This window comes from Pseudomonas sp. 2995-1 (assembly GCF_002742505.1).
Lineage (GTDB): Bacteria > Pseudomonadota > Gammaproteobacteria > Pseudomonadales > Pseudomonadaceae > Aquipseudomonas > Aquipseudomonas sivasensis.
In genome coordinates, this window is the sequence record NZ_LJSA01000377.1 from 97,166 (window position 1) to 114,912 (window position 17,747).

The 17,747-nt window shown below is 61.2% G+C and carries 15 protein-coding genes; 8 read left to right on the top strand and 7 right to left on the bottom strand.

What is annotated here, in order from left to right; translation table 11 throughout:
- The first annotated feature begins 180 nt into the window (after positions 1-180).
- The 8 genes from AOA61_RS17755 (at position 181) to AOA61_RS17790 (ending at position 6,778) form a co-directional block, all read left to right on the top strand.
- Positions 181-1,029 carry a transporter substrate-binding domain-containing protein gene (locus AOA61_RS17755; protein ID WP_032886556.1) on the top strand — a complete coding sequence of 283 codons (849 nt, stop codon included), beginning with the start codon at positions 181-183 and terminating at the stop codon, positions 1,027-1,029.
- 52 nt (positions 1,030-1,081) lie between these two features.
- Complete coding sequence (locus tag AOA61_RS17760) at positions 1,082-1,744, top strand: amino acid ABC transporter permease (RefSeq protein ID WP_065878346.1); 663 nt, start codon at positions 1,082-1,084, stop codon at positions 1,742-1,744.
- Positions 1,745-1,755: 11 nt separating this feature from the next.
- Positions 1,756-2,418, top strand: a complete 663-nt coding sequence (locus AOA61_RS17765; protein WP_095184540.1) for an amino acid ABC transporter permease — start codon at positions 1,756-1,758, stop codon at positions 2,416-2,418.
- Positions 2,415-3,197, top strand: coding sequence for an amino acid ABC transporter ATP-binding protein (locus AOA61_RS17770; protein WP_032886550.1), 783 nt, complete (start codon positions 2,415-2,417; stop codon positions 3,195-3,197). The genes AOA61_RS17765 and AOA61_RS17770 overlap by 4 nt, the downstream gene beginning before the upstream one ends.
- 16 nt (positions 3,198-3,213) lie before the next feature.
- Entirely contained in the window at positions 3,214-3,603 is a 390-nt protein-coding gene (locus AOA61_RS17775; RefSeq protein WP_010210958.1) for a RidA family protein, read from the top strand.
- 165 nt (positions 3,604-3,768) lie between these two features.
- Positions 3,769-4,533 carry an IclR family transcriptional regulator gene (locus AOA61_RS17780; protein WP_099602623.1) on the top strand — a complete coding sequence of 255 codons (765 nt, stop codon included), beginning with the start codon at positions 3,769-3,771 and terminating at the stop codon, positions 4,531-4,533.
- 9 nt (positions 4,534-4,542) lie between these two features.
- On the top strand, positions 4,543-5,751 hold the full coding sequence (locus tag AOA61_RS17785) for an amino acid deaminase (protein WP_099602274.1): 1,209 nt from the start codon (positions 4,543-4,545) through the stop codon (positions 5,749-5,751).
- A 118-nt stretch (positions 5,752-5,869) separates the two neighbouring features.
- On the top strand, positions 5,870-6,778 hold the full coding sequence (locus AOA61_RS17790) for a sugar kinase (protein ID WP_099602275.1): 909 nt from the start codon (positions 5,870-5,872) through the stop codon (positions 6,776-6,778).
- Positions 6,779-6,889: 111 nt separating this feature from the next.
- On the opposite strand, the gene AOA61_RS17795 is transcribed toward AOA61_RS17790, so the two are convergent.
- The 7 genes from AOA61_RS17795 to AOA61_RS17825 form a co-directional block, all read right to left on the bottom strand.
- Entirely contained in the window at positions 6,890-7,165 is a 276-nt protein-coding gene (locus tag AOA61_RS17795) for a peptidylprolyl isomerase (protein WP_003174397.1), read from the bottom strand.
- Between the two features lie 43 nt (positions 7,166-7,208).
- Complete coding sequence (locus AOA61_RS17800) at positions 7,209-9,704, bottom strand: PAS domain-containing protein (RefSeq protein ID WP_099602276.1); 2,496 nt, start codon at positions 9,702-9,704, stop codon at positions 7,209-7,211.
- 140 nt (positions 9,705-9,844) lie between these two features.
- A complete protein-coding gene (locus tag AOA61_RS17805) occupies positions 9,845-11,797 on the bottom strand; it encodes an acetoacetate--CoA ligase (RefSeq protein WP_099602277.1) in 1,953 nt (650 codons plus the stop codon).
- Positions 11,798-12,309: 512 nt separating this feature from the next.
- A complete protein-coding gene (locus AOA61_RS17810) occupies positions 12,310-13,083 on the bottom strand; it encodes a 3-hydroxybutyrate dehydrogenase (protein WP_095184544.1) in 774 nt (257 codons plus the stop codon).
- A gap of 7 nt (positions 13,084-13,090) precedes the next feature.
- Positions 13,091-14,482, bottom strand: coding sequence for a GntP family permease (locus AOA61_RS17815; RefSeq protein WP_032886537.1), 1,392 nt, complete (start codon positions 14,480-14,482; stop codon positions 13,091-13,093).
- Between the two features lie 293 nt (positions 14,483-14,775).
- Positions 14,776-16,167 carry a sigma-54-dependent Fis family transcriptional regulator gene (locus AOA61_RS17820; protein WP_099602278.1) on the bottom strand — a complete coding sequence of 464 codons (1,392 nt, stop codon included), beginning with the start codon at positions 16,165-16,167 and terminating at the stop codon, positions 14,776-14,778.
- On the bottom strand, positions 16,164-17,738 hold the full coding sequence (locus AOA61_RS17825; RefSeq protein ID WP_099602279.1) for an ABC transporter ATP-binding protein: 1,575 nt from the start codon (positions 17,736-17,738) through the stop codon (positions 16,164-16,166). The genes AOA61_RS17820 and AOA61_RS17825 overlap by 4 nt, the downstream gene beginning before the upstream one ends.
- Between the last annotated feature and the right edge of the window lie 9 nt (positions 17,739-17,747).

Below are 17,747 nucleotides of genomic sequence, written 5' to 3' on the forward strand. Positions count from 1 at the left end.
CTGAATCCGGATGCTGGCGCAACGCCGCATCTTACGCCTCGCGTTATCTATCTGATTACCAAGGACTTTACCCAGGCCGTAGTTTTCGCTAAGCGCGTATGGCACACTTTCTGCTGTCTATTCCGTTGTTACATACTAAGTTCCGGTATAGCGGAATACACAACTTCTGGAGTGCTTGTCATGCATCACCGACCTTCCGTGTTCAAAGCGTGTGTTTTTCTCTTCGCCGCATCGGCTTCCCTCGCAGGCGTTGTGCAGGCGGCGGACAGCAAGCTCGATAACGTGCTCAAACGTGGGCATTTGATCGTGGGTACAGGCAGTACCAATGCGCCGTGGCACTTCCAGGGAGCGGATGGCAAGTTGCAGGGGTTTGATATCGACATCGGCCGCATCGTGGCCAAAGGTTTGTTCAACGATCCGAGCAAAGTCGAGTTTGTGGTGCAGTCGTCTGACGCGCGCATTCCCAACCTGTTGACGGACAAAGTCGACATGAGCTGCCAGTTCATCACCGTCACCGCCAGCCGTGCACAGCAGGTGGCGTTCACCCTGCCGTACTACCGCGAAGGCGTGGGCCTGCTGCTGCCGAACAACAGCAAGTACAAAGAGATTGAAGACCTGCAGGCGGCTGGCGATGGCGTCACCGTGGCCGTGCTGCAAAACGTGTATGCCGAAGAACTGGTGCACCAGGCGCTGCCCAAGGCGAAGGTCGACCAGTACGACAGCGTCGACCTGATGTACCAGGCCGTGAATTCCGGTCGCGCCGATGCCGCCGCCACCGACCAATCCTCGGTCAAATACCTGATGGTGCAGAACCCCGGCCGCTACCGCAGCCCGGCTTACGCCTGGAGCCCGCAAACCTACGCGTGCGCGGTCAAGCGTGGTGATCAGGACTGGCTGAACTTCGTCAACACTGCCCTGCATGAAGCCATGACCGGTGTGGAATTCCCAACCTACAAAGCCTCGTTCAAGCAGTGGTTCGGTGTCGACCTGCCAGAACCGGCGATTGGTTTCCCTGTTGAATTCAAGTGATCCGGAACAACCGGGGTGCCTGCCAAGGCGCCCCAACTAGGTACTGTCGACCATGAACTATCAGTTGAACTTTGCCGCCGTGTGGCGCGATTTCGACACCTTGCTGGCGGGGCTCGGTCTTGGCCTGCAACTGGCATTGCTGTCGATCGCCATCGGCTGCGTGATCGGCCTGTTGATGGCGTTTGCCATGCTGTCCAAACATCGTGCGCTGCGCATCTTCGCCTCGGTGTATGTGACAGTGATTCGCAACACGCCGATCCTGGTGCTGATCCTGTTGATCTACTTCGCCTTGCCCAGCCTGGGTATCCGGCTGGACAAGATCCCCTCGTTCATCATCACGCTGTCGTTGTACGCCGGTGCCTACCTGACCGAAGTGTTCCGCGCCGGTCTGTTGAATATTCCCAAGGGGCTGCGTGAAGCCGGATTGGCGATTGGCCTCGGCGAGTGGCGTATCCGTGCGTATATCACCGTGCCGGTGATGTTGCGCAATGTGCTGCCGGCGCTCTCGAACAACTTTATCTCGCTGTTCAAGGACACCTCGCTCGCCGCTGCGATTGCGGTGCCCGAGCTGACCTATTACGCCCGCAAGATCAACGTCGAAAGCTACCGGGTGATTGAAACCTGGCTGGTCACGACCGCGCTCTACGTGGCTGCCTGTTACCTCATTGCCATGTTGCTCCGCTACCTGGAACAGCGTCTGGCGATCCGTCGTTAAGGAGGGTTTTTATGTACGAATCCCCCAGTTGGCTACACGAGTTGTGGGTCGCCCGAGAGACCCTCTGGGCCGGCTTTCAGACCAGCATCTACTGCTCGGCGCTGGCGATTATCTTTGGCACCCTGATCGGCATCTTCGCAGGGTTGGTGCTGACCTACGGCAAATTCTGGATGCGTGCGCCGTTTCGCCTGTACGTGGATTTGATCCGCGGTACACCGGTGTTCGTGTTGGTGTTGGCGTGTTTCTACATGCTGCCGGCGCTCGGCTGGCAGATCAGCGCGTTCCAGGCCGGTGCCGTCGGGCTCACGCTGTTCTGCGGCTCCCACGTGTCGGAAATCGTGCGCGGCGCACTGCAAGCCATTCCCCGTGGGCAACTGGAAGCGGGTAAGGCGATTGGCCTTACGTTCTACCAGTCCCTGGCCTACGTGCTGTTGCCCCAGGCATTGCGGCAGATCCTGCCGACCTGGGTCAATTCCTCCACGGAGATCGTCAAGGCCTCGACCTTGCTCTCGGTGATCGGCGTGGCCGAGTTGCTGCTCAGTACCCAGCAAGTCATCGCACGTACCTTCATGACCCTGGAGTTCTACCTGTTCGCCGGGTTTATGTTCTTTGTCATCAACTACGCCATCGAGTTATTCGGGCGCTACATTGAAAAGCGGGTGGCCTTGCCATGAACCAACCTCAAACAACCGAGCCGCTGCTGAACATTCGCGGCTTGCGCAAACAATACGGCGATGTGGAAGTGCTCAAAGGCGTCGACCTGTCCATGCAGCGCGGCAACGTAGTGACCTTGATCGGTTCCAGCGGCTCGGGCAAGACCACGCTGCTGCGTTGCGTCAACCTGCTGGAAGAGTTCCAGGGCGGCCAGATCACCCTGGACGGCGAATCCATCGGCTACAGCGACATTGGCGGCAAGCGCGTGCGCCACCCCGAACGCGTCATCGCCCAGCACCGGGCGATGACCGGCATGGCGTTCCAGCAGTTCAACCTGTTTCCGCACCTGACCGCCTTGCAGAACGTCACCCTGGGCCTGCTCAAGGTCAAGAAGATGGGCAAGGATGAAGCCGTGGCTTTGGCGGAAAAATGGCTGGACCGCGTAGGACTTTTAGAGCGCCGCAATCACTTCCCCGGCCAGTTGTCCGGCGGCCAGCAACAGCGTGTCGCGATTGCCCGTGCGATTGCGATGAACCCCAGCTTGATGCTGTTCGACGAAGTCACCTCAGCCCTCGATCCGGAGTTGGTAGGTGAAGTGCTCAGCGTGATCAAAGGCCTGGCGGAAGAGGGCATGACCATGTTGCTGGTCACCCACGAAATGCGCTTTGCCTATGAAGTCTCGGACAAGATCGTATTCATGAACCAGGGGCGGATTGAAGAGCAGGGCTCGTCGAAGGATATCTTCGAGCGGCCTCAATCGCCGCGCCTGGCGGAATTTCTCAAGAACATTCGTTTTTAATCAGGAGCATCGTTTTATGAGCATCACTCGTTACGGAGCCGGCAGTACTGCCGGCGGTGGCCAGCCTCGTCCCTTCGCCCGCGCGGTGGAAGCGGACGGTTGGCTGTACGTCTCGGGCCAAGTGCCTGCGGTGGACGGCGAAATCATCACCGGCGGGATCATCGAACAAACCCGCCAGACCATGCGCAACGTGGTGGCGATCCTCGAAGAAGCCGGCTACGAGCTCAAAGACGTGGTGCGCGTCGGCGTATGGCTGGAAGACCCTCGGGACTTCTGGAGTTTCAACAAGGTCTTCGGCGAATACTTCACACCCGAACATGCCCCGGCGCGGGCCTGTGTACAGGCCAATATGATGGTGGATTGCAAGGTGGAGATTGATTGTGTGGCCTACAAGAAAAAGGGCTAAATTGCCCCACTCTTAAGCACCAGAGATCAAATGTGGGAGGGGGCTTGCCCCCGATAGCGGTGTATCAGTAACAGAGGTGTTGATTGACACGCCGCCATCGGGGGCAAGCCCCCTCCCACAGTGGACCTGCGCCAGCCCTACCATTTCGACCGGACCGAAATTGCCATGACCGAAGACACCATCAAACGCCGCGCCAAAGGCCTGGACCGTGCATTCGACATCCTTGATTTCCTCAAGGAAGTCGGCCAGCCCCTGCGGCCGAATGATATCGCCAGCGGCATTGGCAGCCCCAAGTCCACCGTCTATGAATTGGTCGCATCCTTGCTGGAGCGCCGCATTCTGGAAACCGTGGGCAAGGACGGTCACGTCTACCTCGGTCGTCAGTTGTACTTCCTCGGCCAGGCGCACCTGCGACACTTCGACCTGACTCGCGAGGCCGATCACGCCTTGCAGGAGATCGTCAGTCAGACCCATGAAACCGCGCAGATGTGCCTGCTCAACGGGCGCAAATACACCGTGGCGCTGATGCGCGAAGGCGAGCGGCATTTCCGGATTTCTTCGGACATCGGCGAAAACGCCCCGATCCCCTGGACCGCCTCCGGGCGCCTGCTGCTGGGGCACCTGAGTGACCAGCAAATTGTCGACCTGATCGACCACGATGACTTTATCCTGCCGGACGGCCAGCGTCTGCCGCTGGAAACGTTCCTCGCGCAAATCCGTCAGGCTACCCTCGATGGGTTCTTTTCCTTCGACAGTGTGGCCGACACCTTTACCCATTGCTTTGCCGCCCCGGTGCGGGACGCGCAAGGCATCAGCATTGCGACCCTGTGCATCGTCGCCCCTCGGGCCGATGCGCAAAAAAACTACAACGACTATCGCCGGGTGTTGATCGACAGCGCCAATTACCTGGCGCGTCGCATCAACGAATAGGAGCTTTACATGTCTGCCATCAACGCCGTTGAAAAAGGCGCCGCCGCCGTCGGCGCCCACCTGGTCCGAGACGTCAGCCTGCCGGCCCTGGTGCTGCACCGCGACGCCCTGGAACACAACATCCGTTGGATGCAGGAGTTTGTCAGCAACAGCGGCGCCGAACTCGCGCCCCATGGCAAGACCAGCATGATGCCGGCACTGTTCCAGCGTCAGATCGCCCAGGGCGCCTGGGGTATTACCCTGGCCAGCGCCGTGCAGACCCGCGCCGCCTATGCCGGGGGTGTGCGCCGTGTGTTGATGGCCAACCAACTGGTGGGCGCGCCGAACATGGCGTTGATCGCCGACCTGCTGGCGGACAAGGATTTTGACTTCCACTGCATGGTCGACCACCCGGATAACGTCGCCGACCTGGGCCTGTTCTTCGCCGCCCGTGGCCTGCGCCTGAACGTGATGATCGAGTACGGCGTGGTTGGCGGCCGTTGCGGTTGCCGCAGCGAGCAGGAAGTGCGCGACCTGGCCAAGGCGATCAAGGCCCAGCCGGCCCTGGCCCTCACCGGTATTGAAGGCTACGAAGGCGTGATCCATGGCGAGCACGCCGTCAGCGGCATCCGCGACTTCGCCGCCAGCCTGGTGCGCCTGGCGGTGGACTTGCAGAACAACGGTTCTTTCGACTTGGCCAAGCCGATCGTCACAGCGTCGGGTTCGGCGTGGTACGACCTGATCGCCGAATCCTTTGAAGCGCAGAACGCCGCCGGCCGCTTCCTCAGCGTATTGCGCCCCGGCAGTTATGTGGCCCACGACCATGGCATCTACAAAGAAGCTCAATGCTGCGTGCTCGACCGCCGCAGCGACCTCAGTGAAGGCCTGCGCCCGGCCCTGGAAGTCTGGGCTCATGTGCAGTCGTTGCCTGAGCCCGGTTTTGCGGTGATCGCCCTCGGTAAGCGCGACGTGGCATACGACGCCGGGTTGCCGGTGCCACTCAAGCGCTACAAGGCCGGTATTGTGCCGGCGCAAGGCGATGATGTGAGCGCGTGCAAGGTCACGGCCGTGATGGACCAGCATGCGTTCATGGTCGTGGCGCCTGGGGTTGAACTGCGCATTGGCGACATCATTTCCTTTGGCACTTCCCATCCTTGCCTGACGTTTGACAAGTGGCAGGTGGGTTGCCTGGTGGATGAACAGTTGCAGGTGATCGAGTCCCTGCATACCAGCTTCTAGATCGCGTCGCTCCTATCGGGGGGCAAGCCCCCTCCCATACTTTGATGTGTGAACACATTTCAAATGTGGGAGGGGGCTTGCCCCCGATGAGGCCATCAGCCCCCCCGAGACAGCAGCCATGACCACCCATCCACGCATCGCCCTCATCGGTGAATGCATGATCGAACTGCAACACCGCGCCGACGGTAGCCTGCAACAAAGCTTCGGCGGCGACACCCTGAACACGGCGGTGTACCTGCGCCGTGAGTTGGGCCCGATCGGCAGCGTCGATTACGTCACCGCCTTGGGCGATGACAGCTTCAGCGACGCCATGTGCCTGCAATGGACCGACGAAGGCCTGGGGCTGGGCTTGGTCCAGCGCCTGCCGGGGCGGTTGCCGGGCTTGTACTGCATTCAGACCGACGCCAACGGCGAGCGTAAATTCCTCTACTGGCGCAACGAAGCCGCGGTGCGCGACTGTTTCACCACGCCGGCCGCCGAGCCCATCCTGGCCGCGTTGCCGGCCTATGACGTGGTCTATTTCAGCGGCATTACCCTGGCGGTGCTGGGGGAGGTTGGGCGCGAGCGTTTGCTGCAAGCGCTGGTTGACGCGCGCCGACGCGGCGCTACGGTGGTGTTCGACAACAACTACCGGCCGCGTTTGTGGGCCAGTGTCGAGGCGGCGCGTGCGGCTTATCGCAAGGTCTTGGCCGAGGTGGATATCGCCTTGCTCACCGAGGATGACGAGCGCGCGTTGTTTGACTATGCCGACAGCGAGCAGGTGTTTGCGGCCTATCCGGCGATTGAGGAAGTGGTGCTAAAACGTGGGGCGGATGCGTGTTTGATCCGCTGCGCGCAGGAGCGCTTTGCGGTGCCGGCGTTGAAGGTCGAGAAGGTGGTGGACACCACGGCGGCGGGGGATTCGTTCAGTGCGGCGTATCTGGCCGGGCGGCTCAAGGGTGATTCGCCGGAGGAGGCTGCGTTGGCGGGGCATCGGTTGGCGAGCCGGGTCATCCAGGTACCGGGTGCGCTTATTCCCAGAGACTAAGTGAGTGGCCGCCCGCGGCGGATCGGGCCCACACGTGACCGCATTTCATCTGGAGGAATGCGATCCCTGTGGGAGGGGGCTTGCCCCCGATAGCGGTCTTAAGTCAAAGCCTCAGTCGCGGTAAAACACCTGCACCAAGTGATACCCAAACTTGCTCTTGATCGGCCCGTGAACCACCTTCACCGGCTTCTTGAAAATCACCGCATCAATCGCCCCGACCATCTGCCCCGGCCGCACTTCACCCAAATCGCCGCCACGTTTGCCCGACGGGCAGGTGGAGTACTTCTTGGCCAACACATCAAAGGCTTCGCCCTTGGCAATGCGCTGCTTGAGTTGTTCGGCTTCTTCACTGGTTTTCACCAGGATATGACGGGCTTGGGCTTTCATTGGTCTCTACCAGGTGTGCGACGGCGCGCGATTATGCCTGAACTCATTCGGCTACGTTGATCATGCTGCGGATTTTAGTCGCCAGCAGGTCGATGGAAAACGGCTTGGCCACCATGTCCATCCCATCTTCCAGGAAGCCCTGGCGCTCGGCGGCTTTTTCGGCGTAGCCGGTCATGAACAGCACCTTCAAGCCTGGGCGATGCTGGCGGGCAATCTCCGCCAGTTGCCGGCCGTTCATGCCCGGCAGGCCGACGTCGGTCACCAGCAGGTCCACGCGCAGATCCGACTCCAGCAGTGGCAACGCGGTGCGTGAATCCGCTGCCTGATGCGCGGTGTAGCCCAATTCATCCAGCACATTCACCACCAGCATGCGCACCGCCGCGTCGTCCTCAACCACCACGACTGCTTCACCGGCCAGTGCCACCGGCACTTCGCCGAGGCTGGCGGGCAGGTTGCTTTCCAGTGCGGTGCCATGTAGGCGTGGCAGGTACAGGCGCACGCAGGTGCCCTGGCCAGGTTCGCTCTGGATCGTGACGTGGCCGCCGGACTGCTGGGCAAACCCGTAAATCATCGACAGGCCCAGGCCGGTGCCCTGGCCGATGGGTTTGGTGGTGAAGAAAGGATCGAATGCTTTGGCGAGGATTTTTGGTGCCATGCCGGTGCCGTTGTCGCACACACCGAGCATCACGTAGTCGCCGGCCTTGACCGGTTCGAGGGTGGTTATGTCGGTGCCGTCCAGGTAGCTGTTGGCGGTTTCAATCAACAATTCGCCGCCGTCGGGCATGGCGTCGCGGGCGTTGATCACCAGGTTGAGCAGGGCGTTTTCCAGCTGGCTGGCGTCGGTGTTGACTGGCCAGATGTCTTGACCCAGTTGCACCTTGAGCGTGATATGCGCGCCTTTGGTGCGCTGGAACAGGTCCTCCAGGGACGCTACTAGCTGATTGGGGTCGGTGGGGCGACGGTCCAGTGACTGGCGCCGCGAAAACGCTAACAGACGGTGAGTGAGGGCGGCAGCGCGGTGAGCCGACGACACGGCGGCATCGGTAAAGCGCCCGATTTCCTCACTGCGCCCAGCGACGATATAGCGCTGCATCAGGTCCAGGCTGCCGATAATGCCGGTGAGCATGTTGTTGAAATCATGGGCGATGCCGCCGGTGAGCTGGCCCAACGCTTCCATTTTCTGCGCATGGCGCAATGCATCTTCGGCGCGCTCGCGCTCGAACATCTCGTTTTGCAGGCGTTGGTTGGCCTCGGCCAGGGCCTGGGTGCGCTCGGCCACGCGTTCTTCGAGGTTATCGTTGAGGTGGCGCAGGGCTTCTTCGGTGAGTTTGCGTTCGGTCTCGTCAATCACAAAGATGTAGAAACCATTGACCGAGCCGTCATTGCTGAAACGCGGCAGGTATTTCATCAGCGCATGGCGGGGACGCCCGTCGCGGTGGGGCGTGATGGTCATGAAGCTGCACGCCTTGCCCTTGAGCGCGGCAGCGATCTGGTGTTCGCGCCCGGCATACACTTCGTCGCCTAATACTTCGCGGATGCTCTTGCCGTACAGTTCCTGGGGCGTCATGCCGTACCAATCAAGGTAGGCGCTGTTGTTCAGGCGAAAGCGCTGCTCGTGGTCGACGTATCCGATCAGCACCGGCATGGCGTTGATGATCAGCTGCAATTCGGTCTGGCTTTGGCGCAGGGCCTGCTCGGTGTGCTTGCGCTCGGTCAGGTCCAGGGCGGCACCGAGGAAACGTGCGGGGCGGCCGTGGTGATCCTTGTAGCAACGGCCTCGGGCAAACACCCAGCGGACTTGGCCATCGGCTTGTTGCAGGCGGTATTCCTCGGCGTATTCGGTGCCGTGGGTGATGCAGTGCTTGATACTGCGCGCCACCGTGGCCCGGTCTTCGGGATGCACACCTTGGAGGTAATCGCTGATGGGCAGCCGGTTCGCGTCGTCGGGGTCGACACCGTGCAGGTAGGGGAAGTGGGCGTCGGCAATAAAGTGATCCTCGCCGATGTCCCAATCCCAGGTGCCCACGGCGTCGGTCGCCGCCAGTGCAAGCTGCAAGCGTTGCTCGGTGTTGTGCTGGGCCTTGCGGCGCTCGTTGGTTTCGATGGCAGTGACGAGGATGCCGGCCACGTTGGCGCTTTCATCGCGGATCGGGCTGTAGGTCAGGTCGAGCCAGATTTCCGTGTCGCGATTATTGCGTTGCAGGACAAAGCGCTGCTCGCTGAAGGTGCGCACCTGGCCGCTGAGCACGGCGTCGTAGACAGGGCCGGTAAAGCTTTCCAGCTCTGGCCACGTCTCGTGCGCCGGTTGGCCCATGGCTTCGGGGTGTTTGTTTCCGGCTAGCAGGGCGAACCCGTCGTTGTAGAGTTGGGTGAGTTGGCTGCCCCACAGCAGGAGCATGGGCATCGGCGAATGGACGACAATATCGACCGCTGTGCGCAGGCTTTGCGGCCAATCATTGGCCTCACCGAGTGGGCTTCGTGCCCAGTCCAGCCGCGCAATTAATGCAGCGGCGTCGCTACCGGTGGATGTTCCTTTCATAAAAAGCCCTGAGCGTAACGCTTTGAAAAATGACAACACCCATTATCCCGTGAGTCGAGAATGGGTGACTACCCCCGAAAAATAGCATGCATTCGGCGTTTGTCTTCAAATGAGTGCGTCAGCGCTGAATCCTTTCATCTTTATGCCAGTTCCGGGCGGTCGCGGAACTGTTCCAATGCCTGCGGGTTGGCCAGGGCGTCGGTGTTCTTGACCGGCTCGCCATGCACCACATTGCGCACCGCCAATTCGACAATCTTGCCGCTGATGGTACGAGGGATATCGCTGACAGCCAGGATTTTGGCCGGCACATGGCGCGGTGTGGTGTTGGCGCGGATCACTTGGCGGATCTGCTGTTGCAACGCCTCATCCAACTCGATGCCCTCATCGAGGCGTACAAACAGCACCACGCGCACGTCGTCTTGCCAGCGTTGGCCGATGGCCAGGCTTTCCAGTACCTGTGGGACTTTCTCCACTTGGCGATAGATCTCCGCCGTGCCGATGCGCACGCCGCCGGGGTTGAGCACCGCGTCGGAGCGGCCGTGAATCAGCAGGCTGCCATTCGGGCGTTGCTCAGCGTAGTCGCCTTGGGCCCACACGCCGGGGAACTGACTGAAATACGAGGCGCGCAGCTTCTTCTGGTCGGGGTCATTCCACAAGCCGATGGGCATGGCCGGGAAGTGCCGGGTACACACCAGCTCGCCTTTTTCACCGACCAACGGCTGGCCGTGGTCGTCCCACACTTCAATGGCCATCGCCAGGCTCTTGCACTGCATTTCGCCTCGGCGCACCGGCAACACCGGGTTGCCGATAACAAAGCAGGACACGATATCGGTGCCGCCAGACATGGAGGATAAACACAGCTCGCCCTTGATCTCGCGGTACACATAGTCGTAGCTCTGGGGTGACAGCGGCGACCCGGTCGAGATCAGCCCCTTGAGGCTGCCCAGGTCGTGGCTCAGGCGCGGTTGCAGCCCGGCCTTTTCCAGGGTGGCGAGGAATTTTGGGCTGGTGCCGAACACGCTGATCTTTTCGGCATCAATCAAGTCGATCAGGCGCTCAGGTCCAGGATGAAAGGGCGAGCCGTCATACAGTACAGCCGTGGCGCCGATGGCCAGTACCGAGACCAGCCAGTTCCACATCATCCAGCCGCAGGTGGTGTAGTAGAACAGGCAGTCCTCGCGGGACAGATCGGCATGCAGGCCGTGTTCCTTGAGGTGTGTAAGCAATACGCCGCCGGTGCTGTGGATGATGCACTTGGGCACGCCGGTGGTGCCGCTGGAATAGAGGATGTACAGCGGATGATCGAAGGGCACCGCGACAAACTCAGGCTCGCCACCGGGTTGGTAAAAGTCCCGCCACAGCACAACCTTCGCCTGGGTGCGGTAGTCCTCGACCTGCGCCTCGGGCCGCGCGTACGGCACCACAATCAACTGCTCCAGGGACGGCAGCCGTTCGAGGATTTCATTGAGTTTGGCGCTCTGGTCGATGGGTTTTCCGGCGTACCGATAACCGGCGCAGGTAATAAGCACCTTGGGCTCGATCTGGCCGAACCGGTCGATCACGCCTTGGGTGCCGAAGTCCGGCGAGGAGCACGACCAGATTGCGCCCAGGCTGGTGGTGGCGAGCATGCCCACCAGGGTTTGCCAGGTGTTGGGCATGCACGCCGCCACCCGGTCACCGATGCCGACGCCAGCCGACCGCAGACTGTTTTGCAGGCCGGCGACGTGGGCGACCAGTTCGGCGTAGGTGAGTTGTTCGCGCTGGCCGTCTTCGCTGATCGCGACCACGGCCGGGTGGTGGTCACGCCGACGCAGCAGGTGCTCGGCGAAATTCAGGGTCGCGCCGGGAAACCACTGGGCGCTGGGCATCTCGGCGCCTTCGATCAGTACCGCGCCGGGCGGGCTGCGAAACTGCACGTCGAAGTAGGCGACGATCGCCTGCCAGAAGTCCGGCCGCTGGTCGATGCTCCATTGATGCAGGGCGGGGTAGTCGCCCAGTTGCAAGGCGTGGCGGTCGTTGATGAAGCGGCGGAACTGGTCCATCCGCGTGTGGCGGATGCGTTCCGGTGAGGGTTGCCAGAGGATCTCGGACATCAGCAAGGTCTCTTGTTCTTATGCAGGTCTTCAAAACAATAGAATTCTACTGTGGGAGGGGGCTTGCTCCCGATAGCGGAGTATCAGCTAGCCCGTGTGGTACTGACCCGCCGCCATCGGGAGCAAGCCCCCTCCCACAATTTAGAACGCCAGTGTCTGTTTTTATTGGGCCAGCCAGCCGCCATCATTGTTTTTATGCAAGTCTTCAAAACAATAGAATTCTACTGTAGGAGGGGACTTGCTCCCGGTAGCAGAGTATCAGCTAGCCCGTGTGGTACTGACCCACCGCCATCGGGAGCAAGCCCCTTCCCATAATTTAGAACGCCAGTGTCTGTTTTTATTGGGCCAGCCAGCCGCCATCATTGTTTTTATGCAAGTCTTCAAAACAATAGAATTCTACTGTAGGAGGGGACTTGCTCCCGGTAGCAGAGTATCAGCTAGCCCGTGTGGTACTGACCCACCGCCATCGGGAGCAAGCCCCCTCCCACAATTTAGAACGCCAGTGTCTGTTTTTATTGGGCCAGCCAGCCGCCATCAATGTTCCACGCCGCGCCACGTACCTGCGCACCGGCCTCGCTGCACAAAAACAACACCAACTCACCCAACTGCGGCGGCGTCACAAACTCCAGGGACGGCTGTTTCTCCGCCAGCAAATCATGCTGCGCCTGGTGCGGGTCCACACCTTTGGTCACGCGATCATCAATTTGCTTCTGCACCAGCGGCGTCAGCACCCAGCCGGGGCAAATCGCATTACAGGTCACATTGCTGGTTGCCGTCTCCAGGCCTACCACTTTGGTCAAACCGATCACGCCATGCTTGGCCGCCACATAGGCTGCCTTGCCCACCGAACCGACCAGGCCGTGAACCGAGGCGATATTAACGATACGCCCCCAGCCCTTGGCCTTCATGCCCGGCAGGCTCAGGCGCGTGCTGTGGAACACCGAGGACAGGTTGATTGCGATGATTGAGTCCCAGCGTTCGGCCGGGAACTCTTCCACCGCCGCCACATGTTGAATGCCGGCGTTGTTGACCAGGATGTCCACGCCACCAAACTCACGCTCGGCGTAGGCGAACATATCGGCGATCTGCGCCGGGTCGCTGACGTCCGCAGGGTGATGCCCCACCTTGCCACCAAACGCCTGCACCTGCGCGATCACCGCGCTGGCGTCGCCGAAGCCGTTGAGGATCAAGTTGGCGCCTGCCTGTGCCAGGCTCAAGGCAATGCCCAGGCCGATGCCGCTGGTGGAGCCGGTGACCAGGGCGGTCTTGCCATTCAAAGTCGTCATGAAAACCTCACACAATGCCGGTGGCGTAGAAAGTACCGATCACCACGAACACCGCGAGGGTCTTGATAATCGTGATGCCGAAAATGTCTTTGTAGGCTTCGCGGTGGGTCAGGCCGGTCACCGCCAGCAGGGTGATCACCGCGCCGTTGTGGGGCAGGGTGTCCATGCCGCCGCTGGCCATGGCCGCGACCCGGTGCAGCACTTCAAGGGGAATATTGGCCGCATGGGCCGCCGAAATAAAGCTCTCGGACATGGCCGCCAGGGCGATGCTCATACCGCCCGACGCGGAACCGGTGATACCGGCCAGCAGGGTCACGGTAATTGCTTCGTTGACCAGCGGGTTGGGGATGCCCTTGAGCCAGTCCGCCAGCACGAGAAAGCCTGGCAGCGAGGCAATCACCGCACCAAAACCGTATTCCGACGCGGTATTCATTGCTGCCAGCAAGGCGCCGCTGACCGCACTTTTGCTGCCTTCGGCGAGCTTGCTTTTGATCGCCGACCAGCCGAAGGCCAGCACCATCAAGATCCCGACCAGCAACGCCGCCTGCACCGCCCAGATCGCGGTGAGCTTGGCGATTTCAGTGGTCACTGGCGCGCTCATGCCCGGCAGGCTGAGGCTGTGGGTCTTGCCGTACCACTGCGGGATCCAGTGGGTGAACAACAGGTTCATCACCCCCACCAGGATCAGCGGCGACAGCGCGATCCACGGGTTGGGCAGAGTGAGGTTTTCGGCGGTCTCAGGCTCGTTGCGCAACTCAGTGCCATAGCCTTCACCCGCGCGCTGGGCCTTGTTGCGTTGCCGCGCCAGGTACAGCATGCCGGTGCAGAACACGAAGATCGTGCCGATCAACCCCAGCCACGGCGCCGCCCAGGCGGTGGTGTTGAAGAAGGTGCTGGGGATGATGTTCTGGATCTGCGGCGTGCCGGGCAGGGCATCCATCGTGAACGAGAATGCGCCGAGGGCGATGGTCGCCGGGATCAGGCGCTTGGGGATATTGCTCTGGCGGAACATCTCCGCCGCGAACGGGTACACCGCGAACACCACCACAAACAGCGATACGCCGCCGTAGGTGAGCAGGGCGCAGACCAGCACGATCACCAACATCGCCTGACGCGTGCCAAGCAAGCGAATCGCAGCGGCCACGATGGAGCGCGAGAACCCCGACAACTCGATCAACTTGCCGAAGACCGCACCGAGCAGGAACACCGGGAAATACAGTTTGATAAAGCCGACCATTTTCTCCATGAACACCCCGGTAAAGGCGGGGGCGACAGCGGACGGGTCGGTGAGCAGTACCGCGCCAAGGGCGGCGATGGGGGCAAACAGGATAACGCTATAGCCACGGTAGGCGGCCAGCATCAGCAGCGCGAGCGCGGCCAGGGCAATGATCACACTCATGGTGTGTCTCCATCGGATTGTTATTTTTGTGGGTGAAACTGTGGGGAGGGCTATAGCGAGATGTGTGCCATATTTTCAAGTTATTGAAATATATGGATATTTTTTAATTTCTTTCGAGTGTTTTTGGGTTTTGTCTCAATTTCGAGACAAGCGAAGATCAAATGTGGGAGGGGGCTTGCCCCCGATAGCGGTGCATCGGCCAGCACATGTGTTGACTGACCTGATGCTATCGGGGGCAAGCCCCCTCCCACATGGATTGTCTTTATATGGAGAACTTAGTCTCTTTGTGGAGATTAGGCGATGCCCAGAGCCACCATCTTCTTGTACAGCGTCGACCGTCCCAGCCCCAATCGCTTGGCCGCCTCGACCACGTTGCCGTCACAGGCCTTAAGTGCCGTCGCAATCAGCTGTCGATCAAACCGCTCCCGCGCCGCCGCGAATGTCTCGCCCTCAACCGTTGCGACCGCGCCGCGCTCCACGGGGCTGAACGTGCCGATCGCCGCGCGAATGTCCGTGGCGTTCAACACCAAGTCATCACTCAGCAACGCCGCCCGCTCCAGCACATTACGCAGCTCACGGATGTTCCCCGGCCACGCATGCTGTGCCAACAGCGCCAGAGCCTCGCGGTCCAGCTCATGCTGGCTGCGCAGTTCTTCGAGGATCGCCTCGCTCAATGCCGGAATGTCCTCCAATCGATCACGCAGCGGCGGCACGTGGATCGGCAACACATTCAGCCGGTAATACAAATCGGCGCGAAACTCACCACGCTTGATCGCCGCTTCCAGGTCCATGGAGGTCGCCGCGATTACCCGCACATCGCTGTGCAGCATCTCGTTGGAACCCACCGGTTCGAATTCCTTTTCCTGCAACACCCGCAGCAATTTGCTTTGCAGCGGCAGCGGCATATCCCCGATTTCATCGAGGAACAGCGTGCCGCCCTGGGCAATCTGGAATTTGCCTGGACGGCCCTTGCGATCAGCGCCGGTAAAGGCGCCTGGCGCGGTGCCGAAGAATTCGGCTTCCAGCAGGTCATGGGGAATCGCCGCACTGTTGATGCTGACAAAGGCTTTGTGCGCACGCGGTGAGGCACCGTGGATGGCCTGGGCCAGCAACTCCTTGCCGGTGCCGGTTTCGCCGAGCAACAACACCGGCGACTCGGCACTCGCGCTGCGCCGGGCACGGCGTTTGACCTCAAGGCTGGCGGCGCTGGTGCCGATAAAGTGCGCGAAGTTGTACTTGCTCTGGCGTGAGCGCAGCAGCGAGCGGGTGGAGGCCAGCTCCTGCTGCATGCTCAGGTAACGTTCGATCAATGGCGACAGGTTGCGCAGTTCATCGAACAACGCGAAACCAATCGCGCCGATCACCGCGCCAGCGTCGTTGTGGATCGGCAGGCGCATCACCACCAACGGGCCTTTGGGTGTGTCCTGGATATCCAGCAGGATCGGCTGGTCGTTACGTACCACTTGGCGCAACAGGCTATTGGAAATCACCTGCTCGCACGGCTGGCCGATGGCCTCGTCAGCGCTTTTGAGGCCGAAGCGCTTGGCGTAGCGCTCGTTCATCCACACGATATTGGCGTCGCGGTCGACAATCACCGTGCCTTCGCTGGACTGCTCGATGATCTCGAACAGCGACTGGATCGCCAGGCCGCGAACCTGTTGGTAGTCCTTGAGGCTGGTGCTCATGTCGACAGCCCGCACGCCGCCGCCAGCAACTCCTTGGTGTACGGATGTTGTGGCGATTCGAACACATCATGGCTCGCGCCGCGCTCCACCACCTTGCCGTCCTTGATCACGATCATGTCGTGGGCCATGGCGCGTACCACGGCCAGGTCGTGGCTGATGAACAAGTAGGTCAGGCCGTACTTTTCCTGCAGCTCGCGCAGCAGTGCAACCACCTGTTTTTGCACTGTGCGGTCAAGCGCCGAGGTCGGTTCGTCCAGCAGCATCAGCGCGGGTTTCAACACCAGGGCGCGGGCGATGGCGATACGTTGCCGCTGGCCGCCGGAGAATTCATGGGGGTAGCGATGGCGGCTGGCGGGGTCTAGGCCCACGTCCTTGAGCACCTGGATCACTTGCGCGTCGCGGTCGGCGAGGCTGCACGGCGCGTGGACTTCCAAGCCTTCGCTGATGATTTGCTGTACCGACATACGCGGGCTGAGGCTGCCGTAAGGGTCCTGGAAAACCACCTGCATCTGTTTGCGCCAGGGGCGCATTTGCTGATGGTTCAGCGGGTCGAGGGCTTCACCCTGGAAGCGGATGCTGCCGGTGGAATCCAGCAGGCGCAGGATCGCCTGGCCCAGGGTGGATTTGCCCGAGCCTGACTCGCCGACAATCCCCAGGGTCTTGCCGCGCTGCACGTTGAGGCTGATGCCATCCACGGCGCGCAGGTAGGTTTTGCGCCGAAACAGCCCACCGCTGAGGGGGAACTGTACGGTCAGGTCATCCACTTCCAACACGGTCTCGCGCGGATCGCTGCACAGCACATCGCCGGACGGCTCGGCGTCCAGCAACAGGCGGCTGTAAGGGTGTTGCGGCGCCGTGAACAAGGTCTCGCAGTCAGCCTGCTCGACAATCTCCCCGGCGCGCATCACGCACACGCGCTGGGCGATGCTGCGCACCAGGTTGAGGTCATGGCTGATCAACAGCAGCGACATACCGAGGCGCTGTTGCAAGGACTTGAGCAGCAGCAGGATCTTGCGCTGCACGGTCACGTCCAGCGCGGTGGTGGGTTCGTCGGCAATCAGCAACTCCGGCTCGCAGGCCAGGGCCATGGCGATCATCACGCGTTGGCGTTGGCCGCCGGACAGTTGGTGCGGATAAGCCTTGAGGCGCTCCTGGGGTTTCTGGATGCCCACCAGTTCGAGCAGTTCAAGGATGCGCGCCTGCGCCGCCTTGCCGCCCATGCCCTTGTGCAGCAGCAACGTTTCGCCGATTTGCTTTTCGATGCTGTGCAGCGGGTTGAGGGAGGTCATGGGCTCCTGGAAGATCATCGCGATACGGTTGCCGCGCAGTTTCTGCAGGGTCGCCGTCGACGCGCCGATCAACTCCTGGCCGCGATATTTAACCGAGCCCGTGGTAGCTGTGCCGGCTTCGGGCAGCAATTGCAGGATCGAATGGGCCGTCACCGACTTGCCCGAGCCCGACTCGCCCACCAGTGCCAAACACTCGCCGGGGCGCACGTCCAGGCTCAGGTTACGCACCACGGTCTGGCCGCTGAAGGCGACACTGAGGTCGCGGATTTCGATCAGGTTCATAGGGACTCA